Source organism: Streptomyces sp. NPDC085900 (genome assembly GCF_044540925.1).
In the GTDB taxonomy this organism is placed as follows: Bacteria; Actinomycetota; Actinomycetes; order Streptomycetales; family Streptomycetaceae; genus Streptomyces; species Streptomyces gilvifuscus.
In genome coordinates, this window is record NZ_JBITSP010000007.1 from 146,413 (window position 1) to 169,846 (window position 23,434).

19 protein-coding genes and 1 tRNA gene are annotated in these 23,434 nt (G+C 71.2%); 10 read left to right on the forward strand and 10 right to left on the reverse strand.

What is annotated here, in order from left to right; all coding sequences use genetic code 11:
* The first annotated feature begins 70 nt into the window (after positions 1-70).
* The 4 genes from ACIGDI_RS24660 to ACIGDI_RS24675 all read left to right on the forward strand — a co-directional run bounded on the left by ACIGDI_RS24660 (position 71) and on the right by ACIGDI_RS24675 (position 4,803).
* Positions 71-1,327 carry a low temperature requirement protein A gene (locus ACIGDI_RS24660; protein ID WP_399900344.1) on the forward strand — a complete coding sequence of 419 codons (1,257 nt, stop codon included), beginning with the start codon at positions 71-73 and terminating at the stop codon, positions 1,325-1,327.
* Positions 1,328-1,366: 39 nt separating this feature from the next.
* Positions 1,367-2,395, forward strand: a complete 1,029-nt coding sequence (locus tag ACIGDI_RS24665) for a P1 family peptidase (RefSeq protein ID WP_399900346.1) — start codon at positions 1,367-1,369, stop codon at positions 2,393-2,395.
* Between the two features lie 294 nt (positions 2,396-2,689).
* Positions 2,690-3,859: an Ig-like domain-containing protein gene (locus tag ACIGDI_RS24670; protein WP_399901168.1), complete on the forward strand. Its 1,170-nt coding sequence runs from the start codon at positions 2,690-2,692 to the stop codon at positions 3,857-3,859.
* 197 nt (positions 3,860-4,056) lie between these two features.
* Positions 4,057-4,803 carry a DUF6227 family protein gene (locus ACIGDI_RS24675; RefSeq protein ID WP_399900349.1) on the forward strand — a complete coding sequence of 249 codons (747 nt, stop codon included), beginning with the start codon at positions 4,057-4,059 and terminating at the stop codon, positions 4,801-4,803.
* A gap of 96 nt (positions 4,804-4,899) precedes the next feature.
* Here the strand turns inward: ACIGDI_RS24675 and ACIGDI_RS24680 are convergent, their stop codons facing one another.
* The 5 genes from ACIGDI_RS24680 to ACIGDI_RS24700 form a co-directional block, all read right to left on the reverse strand.
* The gene (locus ACIGDI_RS24680) at positions 4,900-5,160 is read right to left on the reverse strand and encodes a hypothetical protein (RefSeq protein WP_399900352.1); all 261 of its coding nucleotides are present in this window, start codon (positions 5,158-5,160) and stop codon (positions 4,900-4,902) included.
* Between the two features lie 102 nt (positions 5,161-5,262).
* Entirely contained in the window at positions 5,263-7,371 is a 2,109-nt protein-coding gene (locus ACIGDI_RS24685) for a fructose-specific PTS transporter subunit EIIC (protein WP_399900354.1), read from the reverse strand.
* Positions 7,372-7,777: 406 nt separating this feature from the next.
* Positions 7,778-8,725 carry a 1-phosphofructokinase gene (pfkB, locus tag ACIGDI_RS24690; RefSeq protein ID WP_200705684.1) on the reverse strand — a complete coding sequence of 316 codons (948 nt, stop codon included), beginning with the start codon at positions 8,723-8,725 and terminating at the stop codon, positions 7,778-7,780.
* Positions 8,722-9,483, reverse strand: a complete 762-nt coding sequence (locus ACIGDI_RS24695) for a DeoR/GlpR family DNA-binding transcription regulator (protein ID WP_399900356.1) — start codon at positions 9,481-9,483, stop codon at positions 8,722-8,724. The genes pfkB and ACIGDI_RS24695 overlap by 4 nt, the downstream gene beginning before the upstream one ends.
* A 267-nt stretch (positions 9,484-9,750) precedes the next feature.
* The gene (locus ACIGDI_RS24700) at positions 9,751-11,295 is read right to left on the reverse strand and encodes an MFS transporter (RefSeq protein WP_399900359.1); all 1,545 of its coding nucleotides are present in this window, start codon (positions 11,293-11,295) and stop codon (positions 9,751-9,753) included.
* A 62-nt stretch (positions 11,296-11,357) separates the two neighbouring features.
* Between ACIGDI_RS24700 and ACIGDI_RS24705 the strand changes: the two genes are divergently transcribed.
* Complete coding sequence (locus ACIGDI_RS24705) at positions 11,358-12,323, forward strand: helix-turn-helix transcriptional regulator (RefSeq protein WP_399900362.1); 966 nt, start codon at positions 11,358-11,360, stop codon at positions 12,321-12,323.
* Between the two features lie 40 nt (positions 12,324-12,363).
* Here ACIGDI_RS24705 and ACIGDI_RS24710 read toward each other — a convergent pair whose 3' ends face one another.
* Positions 12,364-13,089, reverse strand: a complete 726-nt coding sequence (locus ACIGDI_RS24710) for a TetR/AcrR family transcriptional regulator (protein ID WP_399900365.1) — start codon at positions 13,087-13,089, stop codon at positions 12,364-12,366.
* A gap of 544 nt (positions 13,090-13,633) precedes the next feature.
* Positions 13,634-14,632: an RNA polymerase sigma factor RpoD/SigA gene (locus ACIGDI_RS24715; protein ID WP_399900368.1), complete on the reverse strand. Its 999-nt coding sequence runs from the start codon at positions 14,630-14,632 to the stop codon at positions 13,634-13,636.
* A 228-nt stretch (positions 14,633-14,860) separates the two neighbouring features.
* Between ACIGDI_RS24715 and ACIGDI_RS24720 the strand changes: the two genes are divergently transcribed.
* Positions 14,861-15,379, forward strand: coding sequence for a GNAT family N-acetyltransferase (locus ACIGDI_RS24720; protein WP_272177593.1), 519 nt, complete (start codon positions 14,861-14,863; stop codon positions 15,377-15,379).
* A gap of 57 nt (positions 15,380-15,436) precedes the next feature.
* On the opposite strand, the gene ACIGDI_RS24725 is transcribed toward ACIGDI_RS24720, so the two are convergent.
* Positions 15,437-16,228 (reverse strand): dioxygenase, encoded by a 792-nt coding sequence (locus ACIGDI_RS24725; RefSeq protein WP_399900371.1) that lies wholly within the window; start codon positions 16,226-16,228, stop codon positions 15,437-15,439.
* Positions 16,229-16,334: 106 nt separating this feature from the next.
* Here ACIGDI_RS24725 and ACIGDI_RS24730 point away from each other — a divergent pair, with 106 nt between their 5' ends.
* Entirely contained in the window at positions 16,335-16,874 is a 540-nt protein-coding gene (locus tag ACIGDI_RS24730) for a MarR family winged helix-turn-helix transcriptional regulator (protein WP_399900374.1), read from the forward strand.
* Between the two features lie 107 nt (positions 16,875-16,981).
* Here the strand turns inward: ACIGDI_RS24730 and ACIGDI_RS24735 are convergent, their stop codons facing one another.
* Both ACIGDI_RS24735 and ACIGDI_RS24740 read right to left on the reverse strand, forming a co-directional pair.
* Positions 16,982-18,523, reverse strand: coding sequence for an MFS transporter (locus ACIGDI_RS24735; RefSeq protein WP_399900377.1), 1,542 nt, complete (start codon positions 18,521-18,523; stop codon positions 16,982-16,984).
* A 181-nt stretch (positions 18,524-18,704) separates the two neighbouring features.
* Positions 18,705-19,364 (reverse strand): TetR/AcrR family transcriptional regulator, encoded by a 660-nt coding sequence (locus ACIGDI_RS24740; protein WP_307825975.1) that lies wholly within the window; start codon positions 19,362-19,364, stop codon positions 18,705-18,707.
* Positions 19,365-19,711: 347 nt separating this feature from the next.
* On the opposite strand from ACIGDI_RS24740, the gene ACIGDI_RS24745 reads away from it, so the two are divergent.
* From ACIGDI_RS24745 to ACIGDI_RS24755, 3 genes are all read left to right on the forward strand, one after another.
* Complete coding sequence (locus ACIGDI_RS24745; protein ID WP_399900381.1) at positions 19,712-21,019, forward strand: M6 family metalloprotease domain-containing protein; 1,308 nt, start codon at positions 19,712-19,714, stop codon at positions 21,017-21,019.
* Positions 21,020-21,157: 138 nt separating this feature from the next.
* Positions 21,158-22,837, forward strand: coding sequence for an IclR family transcriptional regulator C-terminal domain-containing protein (locus tag ACIGDI_RS24750; RefSeq protein ID WP_399900384.1), 1,680 nt, complete (start codon positions 21,158-21,160; stop codon positions 22,835-22,837).
* Between the two features lie 154 nt (positions 22,838-22,991).
* Positions 22,992-23,064, forward strand: a tRNA-Arg gene (locus tag ACIGDI_RS24755).
* Positions 23,065-23,434 lie beyond the last annotated feature (370 nt).

A 23,434-nucleotide genomic window follows, 5' to 3' on the forward strand; every position in this document is an offset into this window, starting at 1 on the left:
CCTTAGGACCGCGACTGCTTGTGAATCGCTTCACAAGAATTTCGGCAGGTTATCTGGTGTGCTTGGGTCCATGACGTCCAGCTCGACTCCTCCCCCGGCGCCCTCCGGCGCGCACGAACGCCACAGACCCCTGCGTCGGCTCACCGCGCGCGGTCGCGACGAGGCACATCGTGTCGCTTCACCGCTCGAGCTCTTCTTCGACCTGTGCTTCGTCGTGGCCATCGCCCAGGCGGGCGTCGGCCTGGTGCACGCCGTGGCGGACGGGCACGCGGGCAACGGCATCATGAGCTACGCGATGCAGTTCTTCGCCATCTGGTGGGCCTGGATGAACTTCACCTGGTTCGCTTCGGCGTACGACAACGACGACGCCCTCTACCGGGTCGTCACCCTCGTCCAGATCGCCGGCGTCCTCGTGCTGGCCGCCGGAATCTCACGGGCCTTCGAGGACCACGACTACACCGTGGTCTGGCTCGGCTACCTGATCATGCGGCTGGCGATGGCGGCGCAGTGGCTGAGAGCGGCGAGATCGGCACAGGGCGCGGAGAGAACCGCCGCCCTTCGGTACGCGGGCGGCGTCCTGCTCTGCCTGGTCGGCTGGCTCGGGCTGGTCGTGCTGCCCGAGCCGGCCCGTCCCTGGGTCTTCCTGGTGATGGCGATCGCGGAGCTCTGCGTACCGCTCTACGCGGAGAAGGACTCCACTACCGCCTGGCACCCGCACCACATCGCCGAGCGCTACGGGCTGTTCACCATCATCGTGCTCGGCGAGACGATCGCCGCCGCCACCGCCGCCGTGAAGTCGGGGGTGGACGAGCACGACGCGCTGGGCGAACTGCTTCCGATCGCGGCGGGCGGACTGCTCATCGTCTTCGCCGCCTGGTGGATCTACTTCGTCGTGCCGATCCACGGACGCCTGCGCACCAGCAGGCAGGCGTTCATCTGGGGTTACGGCCACTACCTGATCTTCGCCTCGGCCGCGGCGATCGGAGCGGGACTGGAGGTGGCCGTGGAGCAGGCGGTCGGCAAGGCACACATCTCCACGCTGGCCGCGTCGGCCGCCGTGACCCTGCCGACGGCGCTGTACCTGCTCACGGTGTGGGCGCTGCACTCCCGCTACTTCAAGGTGGGCATCGCGCAGCAGCTGGTGCTGCCCGTCACGGCGCTCCTGGTGATCGCCTGCACCTTCCTGGGCGACTGGGCGGTGCTCGCGGCCGGCATCGTGTCGGGACTCGCAGTGGCGACCGGCGTGGCCCTGACGGCACACATGCTGTCCAAGGAGCGCCGGAGGACCGGGGCGAGCGGGGAGCGGGCGACGACTCCGGTCGTCTGACGGGCCCCTCACGTCATGGGCCCGGTCCACACTGGGTCCATGGCAGTTGACGCTTTGACCGACGTCATCGGAGTGCACGTGGGCCACGCGACGCACACCGGTGACGGCTGGCTCACCGGAACCACCGTCGTCCTCGCCCCGGAAGGCGGCGCGGTGGCCGCCGTGGACGTCCGGGGCGGCGGCCCCGGCACGAAGGAGACCGACGCCCTCGACCCGCGCAACCTCGTGCAGAAGGTGGAGGCGGTCGTGCTGACCGGCGGCAGCGCGTACGGGCTCGACGCGGCTTCCGGCGTGATGGGCTGGCTGGAGGAGCAGGGGCGTGGGGTGCGCGTAGGGCCGGATCCCGCGCACGTCGTGCCGGTGGTGCCCGCCGCGTGCGTCTTCGACCTGGGGCGGGGCGGCGACTTCCGCGCCCGGCCCGGCGCCGCCACCGGCCGTGCCGCGGTCGAGGCAGCCGCGGCCGGTGCGGTCGGCGCGCCCGTGCCGGAAGGGTGCGTGGGCGCCGGAACGGGCGCGGCCGTCGGGCCGCTCAAGGGCGGAGTGGGCACCGCGAGCGCTGTTCTCGGCTCCGGGATCACCGTGGCTGCGCTGGTGGTGGCGAACGCGGCGGGCTCGGCGATGGACCCCGAAACGGGCGTCCTGTACGGCGAGTTGTTCCAAGGGCGCGTGAACTACCCGGAGGCGGGCGTGCACGAGTCCGCGCGCCGGCGTCTCGCCGAGTGTGCGGCGAAGAACGGGCGCCCGCCGCTCAACACCACCCTCGCCGTGGTCGCCACCGACGCGGACCTGTCGAAGGCGCAGGCGCAGAAGCTCGCCGGCACGGCGCACGACGGCATCGCGCGCGCCGTGCGGCCGGTCCACCTGCTCAACGACGGCGACACGGTGTTCGCGCTGGCGACGGGGGCGCGCCCGCTCGACGCCGAACACCCCCTCGCCCTCAACGAGATCCTCGCCGCGGGCGCGGATCTGGTGGCGCGGGCCATCGTGCGCGCCGTGCGCGCCGCGGAGTCGGTGGACGGGCCGGGCGGGACATGGCCGTCGTACGAGGAGCTGTACGGGAGCCGTTGAGCCCGCGCCGACCGCACGCACCGAGCGCGCAGCCCGAGTTCACAGGGTGCGCCGCGCCGCGCACGCCGCACCCGCGCGCCTGCGCCCCCCACCAGCCACAACCCCTCTCTCGCCACATTGTCCCGGTTCTGTCACGTGACGGCGTCCAAGGCGTACGGCGGGAACCTCCGCGACCACCTGCCCCCTCTTTTCCCACGCACTGGAGCGGAGCACGCACACCACGAGAACGGGGAGCAGCACGTGAAAACGCCGAACATGGCAGCGCGGCGCGCACTGGGGGCAAGTGCCGTCCTGATGGTCGGCGCCCTCACCCTCACCGCCTGCGGCGGTGACGCCAACGCCGACTCGAACAACGACAGCAAGACCGGCAACAGCTCGGCCAAGACGTCCACGGCCAAGATCGTCATCTCGGCGAAGGACGGCTCGACCGACGCCTCGATCAACACGACCGGCGTGAAGGTCAGCGGGGGCGAACTGACCGACGTGAAGATGACGGTGGCGGGCACGGGACAGTCCGTGCCGGGTTCGATATCCGGCAACGGCGGCGCCTGGAAGCCGAAGGGACAGCTGGAGCGCGGGACCAAGTACCAGATCTCGGCGACCGCGAAGGACTCGAACGGTCGTACGGCCGCCGCCAACTCCATCTTCACCACGGTCACTTCGGCGAACAGCTTCATCGGAACCTACACGCCGGACAACGGGACCACGGTCGGGGTCGGGATGCCGGTGTCGTTCAACTTCGACAAGGTGATCAGCGACCGGAAGGCCGTGCAGTCGCACATCACCCTCACCTCCAGCAGCGGGCAGAAGGTGGTCGGGCACTGGTTCGGGTCGCAGCGGCTCGACTTCCGGCCGCAGGAGTACTGGAAGGCCGGCTCCAAGGTCACCATGAAGATCGACCTGGACGGGGTCGAGGGCGCGAACGGCGTCTACGGGGTGCAGAAGAAGACCGTCACCTTCACCATCGGGCGCTCGCAGGTCTCCACGGTCGACGTGAACACCCAGACCATGACGGTGGTTCGGGACGGCAAGACCTTCAAGACGCTGCCGATCTCGTCCGGCAGCCCGGAGCACACCACGTACAACGGGCAGATGGTGATCTCCGAGAAGTTCGTGCAGACGCGCATGAACAGCCAGACGGTCGGGCTGGGCGGCGAGTACGACATCCCGGACGTGCCGCACGCGATGCGCCTGACGACGTCGGGGACGTTCCTCCACGGCAACTACTGGTACAACAAGGCCAACCCGCCCTTCGGCCGCGAGGGCACCAGCCACGGCTGCGTGGGGCTCGCGGACGTACAGGGCGCGCAGGGCGCCACGAACGCCAAGTGGTTCTACGACAACTCGCTCGTCGGGGACGTGGTGATCGTCAAGAACTCCCCCGACAAGACGGTGGCGCCGGACAACGGACTCAACGGCTGGAACCTGCCGTGGAACGAGTGGGTCGCGGGAAGCGCCGCGTGATCGCCGTGCGCCGCTCATGATCGCCTCAAGGGCCGCCTGAGCAGCGGGTTCTGACAGGCCATCGGGCCGTGTGGGAATTTCTCACACGGCCCGCTCGTTTTGTGTGCGCACGTTTTCTCGGTTCCCGGACATGATGTCCGACCGAGGGGCTACGGTATGCACCCACAAGGTGACATGCAGCAACGCCGGGAGAAACCTTGAGCGTTCCGTACGAGACAGCAGCGTACGAACCACCCGAGTCGCCCGAGTCTCCGGAGGAGCACCTCGCGCGACTCCTCGGCCGTGCCCTGAACTCCTTCGAGCTGCCGGACGAGGTCATACAGCGCCTCGACTGTGCGCTGGCGCACGACAGCTCGCTGCACTCCGCGCACCACAGTTCGGGGCTGCACCGCGAGACGTACCGGCACACTTGGCTGCTCGCCGACGGCTCGGCACTCACCCTGTGGGAGCTCGTGCACAACCCCGCGCCGGGCAGCGCCGCCCAGCACGAGGTGTACGTCGACGAGGAGGAGCTGCGCGCCGCCACCGCGCGCCTGCCCCTGCCGCCGGACACACCCGACTTCGAGTTGCCGGTGACGGTGCAGTTGTCGCCGGTCCCCGCGCCCCGTCACGCGTACGTGCCGGACGACTCGGCGGACCACGCGCGCCGGCTCCTGCGCCGCGCGGAGAACGCCGACCGCCCGGGCGCGGAGACGGCCGCTTTACTCACGACGGCGTTCGCGCACCAGATCACGCAGGCCTTCGGGCGCCCCTGCCGTGTGCGGCGCGCGGGACTGTGCTTCGCGCTCTACGAGCACGCGTTCCTGCTGCGCGACGGCGAGGAGGTCTCCCTCTGGGAGGTCGAACACACGGCGACGCCCGACGGGCGGCACATGTGCGAGGTGTACGTCACGGAGGACGCGGCCCGGGACGCCATGGAGCGGCGGGCGGCGCAGGTCTCCTGAGGAGCGGACGCGGACGGTGCTGAGCGCCCGTCCCCCGCGCCCGATATCAGCGCGCGCCCCGGCGTGCGGTTCGGATGCGCGCCCCCGGCGTACGCCTCAGCGGCCGTCGCTGAGTTGTCGTACGAGCCCCGCGAACGCCGCTCTCTCCGCCGGGGTCAGTTCGACCGACTCCAGGTGGGGAGCGGACTGGCGCCGACGCGGCAGGAGGCGCGGACTGCGGCCGCCGGCGAGCCGGGGAACCGGCCCGAAGTGACCGCGGCGGGAGAGGGCGTACAGGGCGAACACCCACAGGGCTGCGGTGAGGAGGAGTATCGCCGCACCCATCGACTGGAGAACCGGGACGTGCTCATCAGGCATGCGCCTAGTAGACACCACGGTCCGGGCCTTTGGGCCCGGACCGTGACGTATCTCGCAGGTGCCGTGAACACGCCACAGCGCCTCAAAGGGACAAACAGAGCCTCACGCCGCGACCGGCTGCTTCGCCTCCGCCGTGGCGGCCGCGCCGTCCGCCTTGCCGGCGCCCACGGCGCCGGGTGCCGGCTTGCGCATGCCCTTCAGTACGACGACCAGGGCGGTGGTGACGCACACGCCGACCGCGATGGCGATCAGGTAGAGGAAGGGGTTGCCGATCAGCGGGACCACGAAGATGCCGCCGTGCGGGGCGCGCAGGGTGGTGCTGAAGGCCATCGACAGGGAGCCGGTGATCGCGCCGCCCACCATGGCGGAGGGGATGACGCGCAGCGGGTCGGCGGCGGCGAACGGGATGGCGCCCTCGGAGATGAAGGAGGCGCCGAGGACCCAGGCGGCCTTGCCGTTCTCGCGCTCGGTCTCGGTGAAGAGCTTGCCGCGGACCGTGGTGGCCAGGGCCATCGCCAGCGGCGGCACCATGCCGGCCGCCATGACCGCGGCCATGATCTTCATCGCGGAGTCGCTCGGGTTGGAGACGGCGATGCCGGCGGTGGCGAAGGTGTACGCGACCTTGTTGACGGGACCGCCGAGGTCGAAGCACATCATCAGGCCCAGCAGGGCGCCGAGCAGGATGGCGTTGGAGCCGGAGAGACCGTTCAGCCAGTCGGTCATGGCCTTCTGGGCGGAGGCGATGGGCTTGCCGACCACGACGAACATCAGGAACCCGACGATCGCCGAGGAGATCAGCGGGATCACCACCACCGGCATGATGCCGCGCAGCACCGGAGGGATGTCGATCTTCTGGATGGCCATCACCACGCCGCCGGCCAGCAGACCGGCCACCAGGCCGCCGAGGAAGCCCGCGTTGATCGTGGAGGCGATCATGCCGCCGACGAAGCCGGGGACGAGGCCCGGGCGGTCCGCCATGCCGTAGGCGATGTAGCCGGCCAGTACCGGCACCAGGAAGCCGAAGGCCACGGCGCCGATCTGGAACATCAGGGCGGCCCAGCTGTCGGTCTGCGTCCACACGAAGTGGTCCATCACCGAGGGCGCCGACTTGATCTTGTATCCGCCGACCGCGAACCCGAGGGCGATCAGCAGACCGCCGGCCGCGACGAACGGGACCATGTAACTGACGCCGGACATCAGCCACTTGCGCAGCTTCGTGCCGTAGCCCTCGCCGGAGTCGCCGGCACGTTCGACCGGCGTGCCCGCGCCCGAGGGGGCGCCCGCGGTCACCTCACCGCGCGCGGCCTTGCCGCGCACCTCGGTGATCAGCTCGCCGGGCCGGTTGATGCCGGCCTTCACGCCGACGTCGACGGTGGGCTTGCCGGCGAAGCGTTCCTTCTCCCGTACGGGGACGTCGTGCGCGAAGATCACGCCGTCCGCCGCCGCGATGACGCCCGGGTCGAGCCGGGTGAAGCCCGCCGAGCCCTGCGTCTCGACGACGACCTCGACGCCCGCCTCGCGGCCCGCGTTCTCCAGCGACTCGGCCGCCATGTACGTGTGGGCGATGCCGGTCGGGCAGGAGGTGACGGCGACGATGCGGAACGGGCGCTCGGCGGAGGCGTCCTCGCCGGAGGCGCTCGCGCCCGGCGCCGCAGCGGTGCTGTCCGTGGCGTCGTCGGCGGAGGCCGCCACCGACGACGCCACGGAGTCCTCGGAGGCGCCCTCCGTGGCGCCGGCGCCCTCGGCCGCCGCCTCGGGCGCCTCGGCCGCCTCGTCCCCGCGGATCAGCGCGGCCGCGGCCGACGCGTCCTCCACCGACCGCAGCGCGGCGGTGAACTCCGCGTTCATCAGCTGCCGGGCCAGCGACGACAGGATCGTCAGGTGGGCGTCGTCGGCACCGGCGGGCGCCGCGATCAGGAAGATCAGGTCGGCGGGACCGTCCGCCGCGCCGAAATCGATCCCCGCGGTGCTGCGCCCGAAGGCGAGCGTCGGCTCGGTGACGTGCTCGCTGCGGCAGTGCGGGATGCCGATGCCGCCGTCCAGGCCGGTCGGCATCTGCGCCTCGCGCGCCGCCACATCGGCGAGGAAGCCCTCCAGGTCGGTCACCCGGCCCAGGGCCACCATGCGCTCGGCGAGGGCACGCGCCGCCGCTTCCTTGCTGTCGGCGGACAGGTCGAGATCGACCAGGTCCGCGGTGATCATCTCGCTCATCGCGGGCTCCTTCGCACGCGTATCGCCCGTGGAGTGGGGTGGGCGGGGGTGGGGACAGGGGTGCTGTGGGGGGTGGCGGGAAACTCGGGACCGCCGGTGTGGGCGGGGCCTGTGGAGGCCGGGCCCGTGGAGGCGAGGCCGGGGAAACCCCGCCTCCCAGTGAGGGCAGGGCGGCTCAGGTGGCCCTGCCTCCCGTCGGCCGCGGCGAGTAACGGGGAGCCTCGCCGCCCGGCGGCCGTATGCCGGACACCGGAACCGGGGCCAGTACGGAAGCTCACGACTCCGGAACCCGGGCCGGTACGGACGTTCACGACTCCCGAACCAGGCGCGGTACGGACGTTCACGACTCCCCAACCAGGCGCGGTACGGACGTTCACGACTCCCCAACCCGGGCCGGTACGGACGTTCATGACACCGGCTCCGACAACTCGCGGTCCACCGGCACATCGGCGGTCACCGTCACCGCCGCCAGGTCGAGGTCGCCGGGCGTCGGCATCACGCTTCCGGGCAGCTGGACGGCCGCCGCGCCGTGCGCCACCGCCGAGGCGAGCGCCTCCGGGCCGCTGCCGCCGGCGATCAGGAAACCGGCCAGGGACGAGTCGCCGGCGCCCACGTTGCTTCGTACGACGTCCACGCGCGCGCTGCCGAACCAGGCGCCCGCGCCGTCCACCAGGAGCTGTCCATCGGCGCCCAGGCTCGCGAGCACGGCGCGCGCGCCCATCTCGCGCAACTCCTCGGCCGCCTTCACCGCGTCGCCCACCGTTGCCAGGGGGCGTCCGACGGCCTCCGCGAGCTCCTCGGCGTTCGGCTTCACCACGTCGGGCCGCTCGCGCAGCGCCTCCAGGAGCGCACGCCCTGAGGTGTCCAGCGCGATCCGCGCGCCCCCGGCGTGCGCCCGCGCGACGACATCGGCGTACCACGCCGGCGCGAGACCCCGCGGCAGGCTCCCGCAGCACGCGATCCAGTCCGCGTCGCGCGACTGCGCGCGCACGGTCTCCAGCAGCAGTTCCTGCTCCTCCGCCGACAGCTCCGGACCCGGCGCATTGATCTTGGTCAGCACCCCGTCCGCCTCGGCGAGCGCGATGTTGGAGCGGGTGGCGCCGGTGACCGGAACCGGCGCGACCTCGATGCCCTGCGCGTCGAGCAGGTCGGCGACGAGCGCCCCCGGCGCACCACCCAGGGGCAGGACCGCCACCGTGCGCCGCCCGGCGGCCGCGACGGCGCGCGAGACGTTCACGCCCTTGCCGCCCGGGTCCATGCGCTCGCCGGTGGCGCGGATGACCTCGCCGCGGTCGAGCGAGGGGACCTCGTAGGTGCGGTCGAGGGAGGGGTTGGGGGTGACGGTGAGGATCATGCGCGCACTACTTCCGTGCCGCCGCGCTCGATATCGACGGCGTCTTCTCGGCTCAGCCCGCTGTCGGTGATCAGCAGGTCCACGTCGCTCAGGTCGCCGAAGCGGGCGAAGTGCTCCTGGCCGTGCTTGGAGGAGTCGGCGAGCAGCACCACGCGGCGGGCGGCGGCCACGGCCGCGCGCTTGACCGCGGCCTCGGCGAGGTCGGGGGTGGTCAGGCCGTGCTCGGCGGAGAAGCCGTTGGCCGCGACGAACAGCACGTCGGCGCGGATCTCGCCGTACGCGCGCAGCGCCCACGCGTCGACGGCGGCGCGCGTGCGGTGCCGCACGCGCCCCCCGACGAGGTGGAGCTGGATGCCCGGATGGTCGGCGAGACGCGCGGCGATCGGCAGGCTGTGCGTGACGACGGTGAGGGAGGACTCCAGCGGGATCGCGGCGGCGAGGCGTGCCACCGTCGTACCCGCGTCGAGGATCATCGTGCCCTCGGTCGTCAGTTCCGCCACGGCGGCCTTCGCGATGCGGTCCTTCTCGTCCGTGGAGGTCCCCTCGCGCTCGGCGAGGTCCGGCTCGAAGTCGAGGCGTCCGGCCGGTATGGCGCCGCCGTGCACTCTGCGGACCAGGCCGGCGCGGTCGAGGGCCTTCAGGTCCCGGCGGATGGTCTCCGCCGTGACCTGGAACTCCTCGGCCAGCGACACGACGTCCACGCGGCCGCCGTCACGGGCGAGCCGGAGGATCTCCTGCTGCCGCTCGGGTGCGTACATCTCCGTTCGCCTCCGCCTCGATGTCCGAGTGTTTCCACCTGATGCCCGAACTTGTGGTTTCTCCCCGGAGGCTACGCCCGGATTTCCGGAAAGTAAACAGTTCCGGGCGCCATCCGGACACAAACGGGCCTCCCACCCCCTGAGGGAGGTGGGAGGGCCCCGCAGCCGACGTGCCTCACCGCACGCCGAGCGAACACGTCCGTCCGCCAGTTACACCAGGTCCGTCCGCGACACCGCGCCCTTCACCTACGACACCGCGTCCGTCCGCTACACCCCCGCCCCCTCCCGGGCCTGCCGGCCGCCGGAGGAGGCCGGCGCGACCTCGCCGTCCGCCGCCACCGAGACGTCCGAAACCTCACCGCCCCCGACCTGCTGTGCCGCCCGCCGCGGCAGCGCGAACATCAGCAGGAAGATCGCCGTCATCACGGCCGCCACCCACCCCAGGGCGTGCTGGAAGGCGTGCACGTACGCCGGTCCCACCTGCGCGAGCGTCAGCCGGTCCCCGATCGCGCCGAAGAACACCACCGACACGAGTCCCAGCCCCAGCGCGTTCCCCATCTGCTGCACCGTGTTGATGAGCCCGGACGCCGAGCCGGCGTGTTCGCGCGGTACGTCCGTGAGCACGGCGTCCGTCAGGGGCGCGACGATCAGCCCCATGCCTACGCCCATCACCACCAGCGGCAGCGCCATCTGCCAGGAGGCGATGCCGAGGCCGTACCGGTCGGACTCCCAGATGTAGAGCAGTACGCCGACCGCCATCAGCAGCGCGCCCGCCTGGAGCACCTTCCGCCCGAAGCGCGGCACCAGCTTCTGCACGGACAGTCCCGCCGCCGTCGAGACCGCGATCGAGAAGGGAATTCCGGTCAGGCCCGCCCGCAACGGGCTCCAGCCCAGGCCGATCTGCATGTACAGCGTCCACACCAGGAAGAACACGCCGAGCGCGACCCCGAAGACGGTCTGCACGGCGATACCGGCCGCGAAGCTCTTGACCCGGAACAGCGAGAGTTCGACCAGCGGCGAGCCGTCCCGCGCCGCCTTCCGCCTCTCGTACGCCACCAGCGCGCCGAAGACCAGCAGCGCGCCGGCCATCGAGGCGTACCCCCACAGCGGCCAGCCCAGCTCGCGTCCCCTGGTCAGCGGGTAGAGCAGCATCAGCAGCCCCAGTGTCACCAGCGCCACGCCCACCAGGTCGAGTTTGAGCGCCCGCGGCGCTTTCGACTCGGTGATGAAGCGGCTGCCCAGGATCAGGCCCGCGATGCCGACCGGCAGGTTGATGAGGAAGATGGGCCGCCATTCGAGCCCGAACAGGTTCCACTCCGTCAGCAGGGCGCCCAGCAGCGGGCCGAGTACCGCGCCCAGGCCCACGACGGCCCCGAAGAGCCCGAAGACCTTGCCGCGCTCGTGCGCCGGAAAGGTGGCGTGCACGATCGACAGCACCTGCGGCACCATCATCGCGGCCATACCGCCCTGCAGGACGCGTGAGGCGACGAGCATCTCCGGGTTGGCGGCGAAGCCGCACAGCGCCGAGGCGAGGGTGAAACCGCCGATGCCGATCAGGAACAGTCGTTTTCGGCCATGGATGTCACCGAGACGGCCTCCCGTGATCAGTGCGGCGGCGAAGGCCAGCGCGTAGCCGGCCGTGATCCACTGGATCTGGCTGAAGGAGGCGCCCGCGTCCCGCTGGATGGACGGGATGGCGACGTTGACGATCGTGACGTCGACGAGGTCCATGAAGGCCGCGGTCATCACGATGGCGAGGGCGAACCAGCGGCGCCGGTCCGGCGGTACGACGGGGTTCTCGATGCGGTTCATGGCTCGAAGCTATGCCCCCATTAGGACAGAACAGGTCCTACTTGTGCGGCATCCTCGACATCATGACGACGGATACCCCGGCCCGGCTCCTGACGCTCCTCTCCCTCCTCCAGACCCCCCGCGAATGGCCCGGCGGAGAGCTCGCCGAGCGGCTCGGTGTGTCCCGGCGCACGGTCCGCCGGGACATCGACCGGCTGCGCGAACTCGGCTATCCCGTGCAGGCCACCATGGGCGCCGACGGCGGCTACCGGCTGGTCGCGGGCAAGGCGATGCCCCCGCTGGTGCTCGACGACGAGGAGGCCGTGGCCATCGCGGTGGGCCTCAGGGCAGGCGCCGGGCACGCCCTCGAAGGCGTCGACGAGGCCTCCGTACGGGCCCTCGCCAAGCTGGAGCAGGTCCTGCCCTCCCGCCTCCGCCACCGCGTCACCACGCTCCAGGCCGCGACCACCCCGCTGACCAGCGGCGACGGGGCGAGCATCGCGCCCGAGACGCTGACCGTGATGGCCTCCACGGTGGCCGGACGGGAGCGGCTGCGCTTCGCCTACCGGGCCGGGGACGGAACGGAATCACGGCGCCTGACGGAGCCGTACCGGCTCGTGTCGACCGGACGCCGCTGGTACCTCGTCGCCTACGACCTCGACCGCGCCGACTGGCGGACCTTCCGCGTCGACCGGGTGAGCGAGCCCTTCGCGACCGGCGCACGGTTCGCTCCGCGGGAGTTGCCCACGGGGGACGCGGCCGAGTTCCTGCGCCGCTCCATGCAACGCCAGCAGGAGGTCTACGACTTCGAGGTCACCTTCGCCGCGTCCGCAGAGGCCGTCGCCGCGAAGGTACCGGCGTGGCTGGGGGCTCCGGAGCCCTTGGACGCGAACTCCTGCCGTCTGCGCGGCAGATCGGGGGACGCGCCCGAGTGGACGGCGGTACGGCTGGCGTTGCTGGGCTTCGAGTTCACCGTGCAGGAGCCTGCGGAACTGGTGCAGCACGTAAGGGAGTTGGGGGCGCGGCTGACGCACGCCGCGGGTGGGTGACGGCGCCGGACATCAAGGGTCGCGCCGCACACCGCGGTTGCTACGCCTCCTCCTCGATCCCGGCCCAGGGAAAGTCCCGTACCGCCCCCAGGTTCCGCAGCGCCAGCGCCGCCGGGCCTTGCTCCCCGCTCGCCGGTGCCCCTCCCGCAGCCCACACCTCGACGGCCACCCGCACGGCGGCCCCGGCGACGGCGGCGGCGAACCTCAACTGCGGGGACACGGCTGCTCGACTGCCAACGTTGTCATGCCCACCTTCACGACGAATTCCAGTCCCGTCGCCCGCCAGCCTCCCCGCCAGCACCTCCCCCAGCCGCCCCTCCGACTCCTGGCACACCTCCGCCCAGACCTTGCCCAGTGCCGGGCTGTCGTCGGTCAGGCGGATGAGGGTGCGGACCAGTTCCCAGGAGGCCGCCGAGACGCCGGCGCCCGGTGTGAGGGTGTGGCGGACCGCGTGTTCCAGGGCCTGGGGGACGGAGAGGTGGGCGGGGGCCTCGGCGAGGGCGTCCGTCCAGCGCTCGGCGCCCGCCGCGTAGAGGGGGGCGACGGCCTCCTCCTTGGTCGCGAAGTAGCGGTAGAAGGTGCGGGGAGCGACTCCCGCGGCCTGGGCGATGTCCTCCGCGCGGGTGGCGCGCAGGCCCTGCCGTACGAACAGGCCTGCCGCGGCGCGGGCGATCTCCATCCGGGTCGCGGCCTTGCGCCGCTCGGTCAGGGAGAGCGGCGCCGCCGTGGAGGAGCGGGGGTTCGGTGCGGGGGTGGGGCTGCTCACATCGGCAGGCTATGCCGATGTGGCACAATCTGCCACCGGCGGGCCACCCCGGGGTTCAGGTTCGGGGTGCCCCGCCCTCCAACGTGCCCGGAAGCACCCAGCATGCGCGAGGACGCCGACGTCGGCCGGCGGAAGACGGCGGCAGACGGTGTCGGCCGCCGGAAGATGCCCGCAGACGGCAGCAGACGGCAAAGCCGACGGACGAAAAAAGAGCCGGGCTACGACGCCCGGGGGGAGGGGCGCCGAAGCCCGGCTCATGGAGAGTCCCGGCGCCGGGGGGGTGTGCGTCGGGACTTGGTCCAGAGGGTCGTTCAGGGGCCGGTCGTGCCGGTCCGGGTCGCCCCGAACGTCTGTCGGTTCGCCCGAACTCCTGTGCCCTGAAGTCTTTTTCCCAGGGCACCGCCGGTTGAAGCGGCGTTACGCGCCATGTTTGCGCGGTCTTCCGCCACCCGGCGTACGCGGCCCGCGGCCGTCGTACGCCGCCGCGGCGGGCCGGCTCGCTCGCGCCCCCACGCGCACGCCCCGGCCGCAGCGGCCGTCGGTGTTACGCCGCCGCCTCGAAGCCGGTGTCGCGGGCCAGCTTCTTCAGCTCCAGCAGCGCGTGCTTCTCGATCTGACGGATGCGCTCGCGCGTCAGACCGTGCTCCTTGCCGACCTCGGTCAGCGTGCGCTCCCGGCCGTCCTCGATGCCGTAGCGCATCTTGATGATGGAGGCCGTGCGCGGGTCGAGGCGGCCGATGAGGTCGTCCAGTTCCTCGCTGCGCAGCAGGGTCAGGACCGACTGCTCCGGGGAGACCGCGGAGGTGTCCTCCAGCAGGTCGCCGAACTGGGTCTCGCCCCCGTCGTCCACCGGCATGTTCAGGGAGACCGGGTCGCGGGCCCAGTCCAGGACGTCCGTCACGCGCTCGGGGTTGGAACCGAGCTCGGCCGCGATCTCCGCGGGCTCCGGGTCACGGCCGTGCTCGCGGTTGAACTCGCGCTGCACACGACGGATCCGGCCCAGCTCCTCCACCAGGTGGACGGGGAGGCGGATGGTGCGGGACTGGTCGGCTATCGAGCGGGTGATGGCCTGACGGATCCACCAGGTCGCGTACGTGGAGAACTTGAAGCCCTTGCGGTAGTCGAACTTCTCGACCGCGCGGACCAGGCCGGCGTTGCCCTCCTGGATCAGGTCCAGCAGGGGCAGGCCGCTACGGGGGTAGCGGCGGGCCACGGCCACGACCAGACGGAGGTTGGAGCGGATGAAGATGTCCTTGGCGCGCTCACCCTGGGCGACAAGAGCCTCCAGCTCCTCGCGGGTGGCCTCGGCCTTGGACTCCTCGTACCCGTCGAGAACCTGTCGCGCGAACACACCCGCCTCGATGATCTGGGACAGCTCGACCTCCTTGGCGGCGTCGAGCAGCGGTGTGCGCGCTATCTCGTCGAGGTACATGCCGACCAGGTCGCGGTCTGCGATCTCGCCGCCATGAGCGCGAACACTGCGTGCCGCGTCACCGGTCTCGCCGGCGGCGGACTGACGACGGGCGACGGCACGGGTTGCCATGCGTGCTCCCTTGCGTATCGGGGTCCCCCCGCTCGAGCGAAGTCGAGACCGGAGGAGGGCTGGCGGGTGGTTCTGGACGCCGGTACTCGCCTTCGAGTACCGCTCAGCACCTTTGTCGGGTGCCCTGCGTCTGATGGAAACAACGACTGGAATCCGGACAGAATTCCCAACCCGTCCCTCGTTTTTTCTGATCATGCAGTACCCTGTCCGGCCACATGAGGAGGTCCGATGCCGTCGGAGCGTGCAGAGGTGCAGGTCAGGCCGGGAGTCGAGAGCGACCTCGAAGCCCTCACCGACATCTACAACCACTACGTACGTGAGACGCCCATCACATTCGACACAGCCGTCTTCACTCCTCAGGAGCGCCGTCCGTGGCTGCTCTCCCACCCTGAAGACGGGCCGTACCGCCTGATGGTTGCCACGGAAGCGGACACACAGGAAATTCTGGGCTACGCCACATCCAGCCCTTATCGAGCCAAGCCCGCGTACGGGACCTCGGTGGAGACGACGGTGTATGTGGCCCCGCACGCGGGCCGGCGCGGCATCGGCACGCTGCTGTACAAGGCCCTCTTCGAGGCCCTGGCCGACGAGGACCTGCACCGCGCCTACGCGGGCGTCGCCCAGCCCAACGAAGCGTCCACGCGGCTGCATGAACGCTTCGGGTTCCGTCACGTCGGTACGTACCGCGAGGTGGGCCGGAAGTTCGGCCGTTACTGGGACGTCGCCTGGTACGAGAAGGAGCTGTAGGCAGGGCGGAGCCGTAGGCAGGGCTCCGCTGTAGGCAGGGCTGCGCGCCCGGTGCGGTCAGCCGAACTGCACAGACCGCTTGGCCAGCCCCATCCAGAACCCGTCGATCACCGACTTCTGCGCGTCCAGTTCGCCGGCCGCGTCCGCCGCGCCCATGGTGACGAAGAGCGGGGCGAAGTGCTCGGTGCGCGGGTGGGCGAGCCGACCGGCCGGCGACTTGTGCAGGAAGTCGAGCAGCGAGTCGACGTCGCCGTCCTCCAGCCTGCCGTGCCCCCAGTCGTCGAACTCGGCCGACCAGCCGGGCACCCCCTGACCGACGTGCCGCAGCGCGGCCAGGTTGTGGGTGAAGAAGCCGGAGCCGACGATCAGCACGCCCTCGTCACGCAGGGGCGCCAGCTTGCGGCCGATCTCCATCAGCTTGACCGGGTCGAGCGTCGGCATGGAGATCTGCAGTACGGGGATGTCGGCGGCCGGGAACAACTCGACGAGCGGGACGTACGCGCCGTGGTCCAGCCCCCGGTCCGGGATGTCCTGCACGGGCATGCCCGGCGCGCGCAGCAACTTGCGGACGGACTCGGCGAGTTCGGGGGCGCCGGGGGCCTCGTACCGCACCCGGTAGTAGTGCTCGGGGAAGCCCCAGAAGTCGTAGACGAGCGGGACCGTGTCCACCGCGCCGAGGGCGAGCGGGGCCTCCTCCCAGTGGGCGGAGACCATCAGGATCGCCTTGGGGCGGGGCAGGTCGGCGGACCACGCGGCGAGCTGGCCGGGCCAGACGGGGTCGTCCGCGAGGGGCGGCGCGCCGTGGCTGAGGTAGAGGGCGGGCATGCGCTCCAGCGTTTCGGCGGACATGACGGTGACTCCCGATGCTTCCCGATGGTTGAAATCTAAAACTCTATGAAAAGACGGTACGCTTCATTTGTTTAAATTTCAAGGAGAGGTCTCGTACAGTGGATGCATGAAGACGGCACCCACCTCCGCTGCACCCACCCCCGCGGCACAGGAGCCCCCCGCGGACACCCACTGGCTCTCCGACGAGGAACAGCGCGTCTGGCGCTCCTACGTCCACGCCACCACGCTCCTGGAGGACCACCTCGACCGCCAGCTCCAGCGCGAGGCGGGCATGCCGCACGTCTACTACGGCCTCCTCGTGGGCCTCGCCGAGGCCCCGCAGGGCCGGCTGCGGATGACGGAGCTGGCGATGAAGGCGAAGATCACCCGCTCCCGCCTCTCCCACGCCATCGCCCGCCTGGAGAAGAACGGCTGGGTGCGCCGCGAGGACTGCCCCTCCGACAAGCGGGGCCAGTTCGCGGTGCTGACCGAGGAGGGCCACGAGGTGCTGCGGCGGACCGCGCCGGGCCACGTCACGGCCGTACGGCAGGCGGTGTTCGACCGTCTGACCCCCGAACAGCAGAAAACCCTCGGCGAGATCATGCAGATCGTCGCCGAGGGGCTGCAGCCCGACGAGGCGGGCGCGGACCTGCCCTGGCTCCGCTGAGCCGCTCACTCAGCGAAACCAGGGCAGATCCTGGGGTCGTACGTATGAGGCGTCCCCTTCCTCCTACGTACGAGTGGTTCCGAAGGGGTACGGCCGGGCGGCCGCCGTCAGTGGGCGACCACCGGCACGGCCAGCTCGTCCTCGACGCCCTCCTCGGATCCGGCCACGGCGGTCGAACCGGGGCGGCCGGCGGTGACCAGGGTCACGACGACCACGGCGGCCAGGACCAGCATGCCGACGGCGATCCAGATCGCGTTGGTGTAGCCGTGCACCGCACCCTGCATCTGCACCAGCTGCGCCTGCGACTTGGAGGTCGCGGAGCCGATGTGGTCCTTGATGTACGCGGTCGTCGCGGAGGCGGCGATCGTGTTCAGCAGGGCCGTGCCGATCGCGCCGCCCACCTGCTGCGAGGTGTTGACCATCGCGGAGGCGACACCGGCGTCACGGGGCTCGACGCCCAGCGTGGCCAGGGACATGGCCGGCATGAACGCCGTACCCATGCCGAGACCGAGCAGCAGCATCGACGGCAGGATCGTCGAGGCGTACGACGAGCCGATCTCGAGCTGCGTCATCAGCAGCATGCCGACCGCGGCGACCAGGAAGCCGGGGCCCATCAGCGCCCGGGCCGGGACCCGGGTCATCAGCCGGGCACCGATCTGGGTGGAGCCGATCATCATGCCCGCGATCATCGGCAGGAAGGCGAAGCCCGTCTTGATCGGCGAGTATCCGTTGATGACCTGCAGGTAGTAGGTCAGGAACAGGAAGGTGCCGAACATCGCGATGATCGCGATACCGAGCGAGAGGTAGATGCCGCCGCGGTTGCGGTCGGTGACCACGCGCAGGGGCAGCAGCGGGGCCTTGACCTTGGCCTCGGTGACGACGAAGGCCAGCAGCAGCACCGCGGAGGCGACGAACAGGCCGATCGTCAGGGAGTCGCCCCAGCCGTCGGACTCGGCGCGGGTGAAGCCGTAGACGAGCGAGACCAGACCGAGGGTGGACAGCAGCACGCCCGGGATGTCGAGCGGGTTGCGGTTGCGGCCGCCCTCCGGCTCACGGATGACGAAGTACGCGCCGAGCGCGGCGACGATGGCGAACGGAATGTTGACGAAGAACGTCCAGCGCCAGTCCAGGTACTCGGTCAGCACACCGCCGAGGATGAAGCCGACGGCGCCGCCACCACCGGCGATCGCGCCGTAGATGCCGAACGCCTTGGCACGCTCCTTGGCGTCCGTGAACATCACGGCGAGCAGGGAGAGCGCGGCGGGCGCGAGCATGGCGCCGAAGACGCCCTGCAGGGCACGGGCGCCGAACATCATGGCGCCGGTGGTGGCCGCTCCGCCGAGCGCGGAGGCGGCGGCGAAGCCGGTCAGACCTATGACGAAGGCGCGCTTGCGGCCCCACAGGTCGGCGATCCGGCCGCCGAAGAGCAGCAGGCCACCGAAGGCCAGGGCGTAGGCCGTGACGACCCACTGCCGGTTGCCGTCCGAGATGCCCAGGTCGGCCTGGGCGGAGGGCAGCGCGATGTTCACGATGGTGGCGTCGAGGACGACCATCAGCTGGGCGAGCGCGATGAAGACGAGCGCCTTCCAGCGGTTGGAATCGGCGGCACCTGGGGTGCTGCCGGTAGCCTTTGCGGCTGTTTCAGACATGGGAGTACCCACTTCGGGACTTCGTGACGGAAAAACGGTGTCGTAAGGGGACGGCTCGCCTGGCGCGAGAACCGGTCAGTCGGTGGTGCGTCTCAGATGCTGTGTGTATGTGTCACGTTCGGTGTGCCGACCGTCCGGGAGCTCCGGCTTCCGGGAGTGCTGACCGTCGGGAACGGCGGAACTAATCGCAGGGCCGGCGCAGATCCTCCACGGTCACGGGCGTGCCCGGCAGGACCGATCGGGCCGGGGCCCGCAGTCCGTCCAGGAACATTTGCAGATGGCGGTGGACGAAGCGGTCGTTGGTGAGGCAGTCCGTGCCCGCCGGGGGCCGGCTGAGCTGGGCCACGACGACCATCAGGTCGCCGACGCCGACGTCGGTCCGCAGCTGGCCGGCCTCCTTGGCACGGTCCATCAGCGACTCGACGATCTGCTCGCACCGCTCACGGGCCGCTTCGAGATCGGGGTGGTTCTGGTCGAAGGTGCTCTGGACCATCGGGCACAGCGCGCTGATCCGCTCGTCGGCGGCGATGTGCACGAAACGCTCGAGCGCCTCGAAGGCATCCCCGGTCTCCGCGAGCGCCTGCTCGGCCGCTTCCGACGTCCGGTCCATGACGGAGCAGACGACCTCGCGGACGAGCGCGTCGCGGTCGGGGAAGTTGCGGTACACCGTGGCGTTGCCGACGCCGGCCCGGCGGGCGATGTCGTCGAGCGGCACGTACGGGCCGAACTCGGTGAACATCTCGCGGGCGGCGGTGACGATCCGCTCCCGGTTGCGCAGGGCGTCGGCACGCGGCCGGGTCACCTTGCGCTGCGCGGGCTTCGCGGTCGTCGTGGCGGTCACGGTGGACTCCTGGGAAATCTGTTGGGTGCGATCCGGGGAAGCAGTCCCCGTTTCGCTCGGACACCTGACTAAACGGGGAGACGCTCCCCGGTTATTTCGGGTTGAGGAGAAGTAGTGACGTGACCTGCGTCACATTCCCCTGACGGGTTCTGCATCCCATTCCCTGGCAGCTACCGCATCCCATCCCCTGACGGCTTCGCCGTGGCCTCTGCGGCTTCATGGCGGCCGGCTCCCCGCCCGACCCCACGTTCGGACTCCTCCAGCGAGCGCCCGCACACCCCGCGACCGAGGGTGATCGAAAGGGCGCAGCCTGACACCGGCGGCTGCCATGGACGAAGGGCCCGTGCATGCAGCTCAGCCGTCGGATACGTCCGCGCCGCGTCGCCGCCCTCGCATCCGTCACCGCCCTGGTCCTCGCGGTCAGCACCTCGGCCGGCAGCGGGCACCTGCGGGCACCGGCCAGCGCGGCCGGGGCGGGCCCGATCGCGGCGGCCCGCGGCTCGGCCTTCGGCCCCTGCATGATCAGCGGCGGCCACACCGTCCAGATGTCGGAGGGCGTACCGACCTCCACCGGCTACTCCCGCTCCACGGGCACCGTCCACGCCCTGACCCTGATGGTCGACTTCCCCGACGCCCCCGGCCCCGGCGACGCGCTCGACCGCTACCGCGAGTTCTTCCCGCAGACCGCGAAATGGTTCCGCACCGCCTCCTACGGCCGCCTCGACTACCGCCCCGAGGCACCGATCCGGCACTGGCTGCGCATGCCCAAGCCGTTCAAGGCGTACGGCATAGAACGCGGCGCCCCCTTCGACCCCGGCTACCGCGACCTGGTCCAGGACATCGTCGGCGCGGCCGACCCCAAGGTCGACTTCCGCGACTACGACTTCCTGAACGTCCTGATCACCCCGAACGCGGGCCCCTCGGCGCTGGACACGGTCCTGTCGGTCACCTTCGCCGGCAACACGGAGGCGCCGGTCGCCGACGGCGTCCCGGTGGCGAACGCCTCCTTCGTCTACTCCCGGCAGGACGACGGCTCCGGCTCCTACAGCCGCACCGGCTACCGCGTACTCCCCCACGAGAACGGCCACGTCTTCGGCCTCCCCGACCTCTACACACAGGACGGCGGGGGCGCGGTCGGCCACTGGGACATCATGAGCGAGGACTGGGGTGCCAACAACGACCTCCTGGGCTGGCACAAGTGGAAACTGGGCTGGCTGGACGCCTCCCAGGTCGCCTGCGCGGCGACGCCCGGGACGATGTCGTACGCCCTGACGCCCCTGGAGCGCGCGGGCGGCCCGAAACTGATCTTCGTCCCCCTCGGCCCCCGGACGGGCTACGCCGTCGAGGTCCGCACCCGCGCGGGCAACGACGAGGCGGTCTGCCGGCCGGGAGTACTGATCTACCGGGTCGACGCGGACGTCGACACCGGGATGGGGCCGGTGACGGTGTACGACTCCCGGCGGGACAGCGGGGGCTGCACCCGGAGCCCGAACGTGCAGGCGGAACTGTCGGACGCGCCGTTCGGGGTCGGGGATGTCTTCAAGGACACGAAGAGGGGGGTGCGGATCGAGGTGGCGGGGGTGGGGTCGGGGGCCGGGGCCGGGGCGGGGGCGGAGGCTGACGGGGAGTATCGGGTGGTGGTGGAGCGGCGGTGAGGAGGGGGGCGGGGTCTTGGGGGCGGCGGCGAGGGGGGCGGACGGCTTCCGGCGTACCGGCGGCGAGGTGAAGGGACGGCGGGAGGGTGGGAGTGCCGTTTACGGTAGGGCTGCCCTGACCGCCGTACCGGAGAGCCGATGCCACCCGCGAACCCCGCCCTCGACACCGTCTCCGACGCCGGCGTGCCGGACGAGGCGGTCACGCCGCTGATCCGCGGGGTCGCCGTGCTGCGCACGCTGACGGAGGCGGGCGGCACCCTGAGCCTGAGCGCGCTGGAGCGGACGACGGGACTGGCCCGCTCCACGGTCGACCGCATCACCTCCACACTGGCCCGCATGGGCTACGTCCGCCTGGACGGCCGCGACGCGATCCTCACGCCTCGCGTGATGGAGCTCGGCAACGCGTACCTGGCGGCGCTGCGCCTCCCGTCGCTCCTGGCCGAACGCGCCGACGTCCTGGCCGACGAACTGGACGAGTCCGTGTCCCTGGCGGTCGCCGACCGCGACGGCATCCGCTTCATCCACCAGGCCACCCGCCGCCGCGCGATGTCCCTCAGCTTCCGCATCGGCGACCTGCTGCCGACCGAACGCACCGCGCCGGGCGCGCTGTTCGCGACGGAGTGGCGGGAGCCGGAGTGGCGGGCCTGGCGCACGCGGCGGGCCGCGGATCCGGAGGACAGCGGCTTCGCGGCCGTACCACCGCGCCAAGTGGCTTATATGGAGGGGGACTTCGAGAGGCGGGTACGAGCGGCGGCCGAGGGCGGCTGGGCGCTGGACGACCAGTTGATCGAACCGGGGCTGGTCGCGGTGTCCGTCCCGGTTCGGGATCCCCGTACCGGACGGATCGCGTGCGCGGCGAGCGTTGTCAGCCACACCAGCCGACACACGGCGGCGGATCTGCGCGAGACGCTGCTGCCGCGGTTGCGGGAGGCGGTGCGGGGCATGCAGAACGACCTGCGTACGCCGGTGCGTGCCACCGCGCCTCCCCCGTCGGGCCTGGCGACCTGGACCGGCGCGTCCAAGCAGGAACTGGGCCGGGGGTTCGTGGAGTCCCTGGCGCGTGGACTGACGGTGCTGACCGCCTTCGGGGAGGGCCGGGCGGCGCTGACCCTGACGGAGGTGGCCCAGGCGACGGGGCTCGCGCGAGCGACGGCGCGACGGGCGCTCATCACGTACGAGCACCTCGGGCTGGTGAGAGCGAGGGACCGCGTCTTCGAACTCACGCCGCGGGTACTGGGACTGGGGTTTCCGCCGCTGTCGCGGACCTCGCTGCCGGAGATCGCGCTGCCGCACATGACCGAGCTCTCGGAGCGGGTCCACGAGTCGACGTCGCTGTCGGTGCTGTCCGGCCGGGACATCCAGTACACGGCCCGGGTGGCGACGGGGCGGGTGATGAGCGTGAACATCACGGTGGGGACCCGGCTGCCGGCGTACGCGGCGTCCATGGGGCGCGTGATGCTGGCGGACCTGACCGGCCCGGAGCGCGAGCGCGAGCTGCGCGCCCTGGCACCGCTGCGGCCACTGACCAGGCACACGGTCACGGACCTCGCCGCCCTGCGGCACGTGCTGGACGAGGTCCGGGCGCAGGGATACGCCCTGGTCGACGAGGAGTTGGAGGACGGGCTGCGGTCCATCGCGGTACCGGTACGGGACCGCACCGGCCGGGTGGTGGCAGCCCTGAACGTGGCCATGCACGCGGCACGGCACACGGTCGAGGAGTGCGTACGGGACATCCTCCCCGAGCTACGCGCAGCGGCGGACCGCATCGAGGGCGACCTGCGGGTGGCGGGGCGGTTCACGGGGGTGGCGGTGGTGTGACGGGGGTTCATTGGGGTGGCGGTGACGTGACGGGGCGGTTCGCAGGGGTGACGGGGTCGTTTTACGGGGCTTCCCGCTCCCCCGGGACAAGATCGAGCGTTCCCCGGAACAGATCCGGTACGCTGACGCCTGTGGCCTTCACGGCCACGACCGCGCCTTCGTAGCTCAGGGGATAGAGCACCGCTCTCCTAAAGCGGGTGTCGCAGGTTCGAATCCTGCCGGGGGCACAGACATAAGGGCCAGCTCAGGAGGGGTTTCCTCCAAGGCTGGCCCTTGGCCGTTTCAGGCGCCCTGCCACATCCATGCCACTACGAGCCCGTCCGATCCTTTTCAGAGGGCTCGGGGGTGGCCACTCCCCCGCCGCCCCGGATCATGGCGCCAAGCCGGTCGGCGATGGCCCGGTCCCGGTCGCTGGTCATGTGCTGGTGGATCAGCGCGGCTCGGGAGCTGCTGTGGCCCATGCGCGTCATCAGCTCCCGGGTGCCGGCTCCTGCCGTCGAAGCGAGCGTGTTGCCCGTGTGCCGAAGGTCTTGGAAGTGCAACTCGGCCGTGACACCCGCAGCCTTCCGAGCCTTCCCCCAGTCGTCCCTCCGCCGC

What these genes read in the sequence shown, in the direction of transcription:
- ACIGDI_RS24750 (WP_399900384.1), top strand. Translation starts at nt 21,158, where the DNA reads ATGCCACCCGCGAACCCCGCCCTCGACACCGTCTCCGACGCCGGCGTG.
- ACIGDI_RS24730 (WP_399900374.1), top strand. Translation starts at nt 16,335, where the DNA reads ATGAAGACGGCACCCACCTCCGCTGCACCCACCCCCGCGGCACAGGAG.
- ACIGDI_RS24745 (WP_399900381.1), top strand. Translation starts at nt 19,712, where the DNA reads ATGCAGCTCAGCCGTCGGATACGTCCGCGCCGCGTCGCCGCCCTCGCA.
- ACIGDI_RS24725 (WP_399900371.1), bottom strand. Translation starts at nt 16,228, where the DNA reads ATGTCCGCCGAAACGCTGGAGCGCATGCCCGCCCTCTACCTCAGCCAC.
- ACIGDI_RS24685 (WP_399900354.1), bottom strand. Translation starts at nt 7,371, where the DNA reads ATGAGCGAGATGATCACCGCGGACCTGGTCGATCTCGACCTGTCCGCC.
- ACIGDI_RS24720 (WP_272177593.1), top strand. Translation starts at nt 14,861, where the DNA reads ATGCCGTCGGAGCGTGCAGAGGTGCAGGTCAGGCCGGGAGTCGAGAGC.
- pfkB (WP_200705684.1), bottom strand. Translation starts at nt 8,725, where the DNA reads ATGATCCTCACCGTCACCCCCAACCCCTCCCTCGACCGCACCTACGAG.
- ACIGDI_RS24670 (WP_399901168.1), top strand. Translation starts at nt 2,690, where the DNA reads ATGGTCGGCGCCCTCACCCTCACCGCCTGCGGCGGTGACGCCAACGCC.
- ACIGDI_RS24715 (WP_399900368.1), bottom strand. Translation starts at nt 14,632, where the DNA reads ATGGCAACCCGTGCCGTCGCCCGTCGTCAGTCCGCCGCCGGCGAGACC.
- ACIGDI_RS24665 (WP_399900346.1), top strand. Translation starts at nt 1,367, where the DNA reads ATGGCAGTTGACGCTTTGACCGACGTCATCGGAGTGCACGTGGGCCAC.
- ACIGDI_RS24660 (WP_399900344.1), top strand. Translation starts at nt 71, where the DNA reads ATGACGTCCAGCTCGACTCCTCCCCCGGCGCCCTCCGGCGCGCACGAA.
- ACIGDI_RS24705 (WP_399900362.1), top strand. Translation starts at nt 11,358, where the DNA reads ATGACGACGGATACCCCGGCCCGGCTCCTGACGCTCCTCTCCCTCCTC.
- ACIGDI_RS24735 (WP_399900377.1), bottom strand. Translation starts at nt 18,523, where the DNA reads ATGTCTGAAACAGCCGCAAAGGCTACCGGCAGCACCCCAGGTGCCGCC.
- ACIGDI_RS24700 (WP_399900359.1), bottom strand. Translation starts at nt 11,295, where the DNA reads ATGAACCGCATCGAGAACCCCGTCGTACCGCCGGACCGGCGCCGCTGG.
- ACIGDI_RS24680 (WP_399900352.1), bottom strand. Translation starts at nt 5,160, where the DNA reads ATGCCTGATGAGCACGTCCCGGTTCTCCAGTCGATGGGTGCGGCGATA.
- ACIGDI_RS24695 (WP_399900356.1), bottom strand. Translation starts at nt 9,483, where the DNA reads ATGTACGCACCCGAGCGGCAGCAGGAGATCCTCCGGCTCGCCCGTGAC.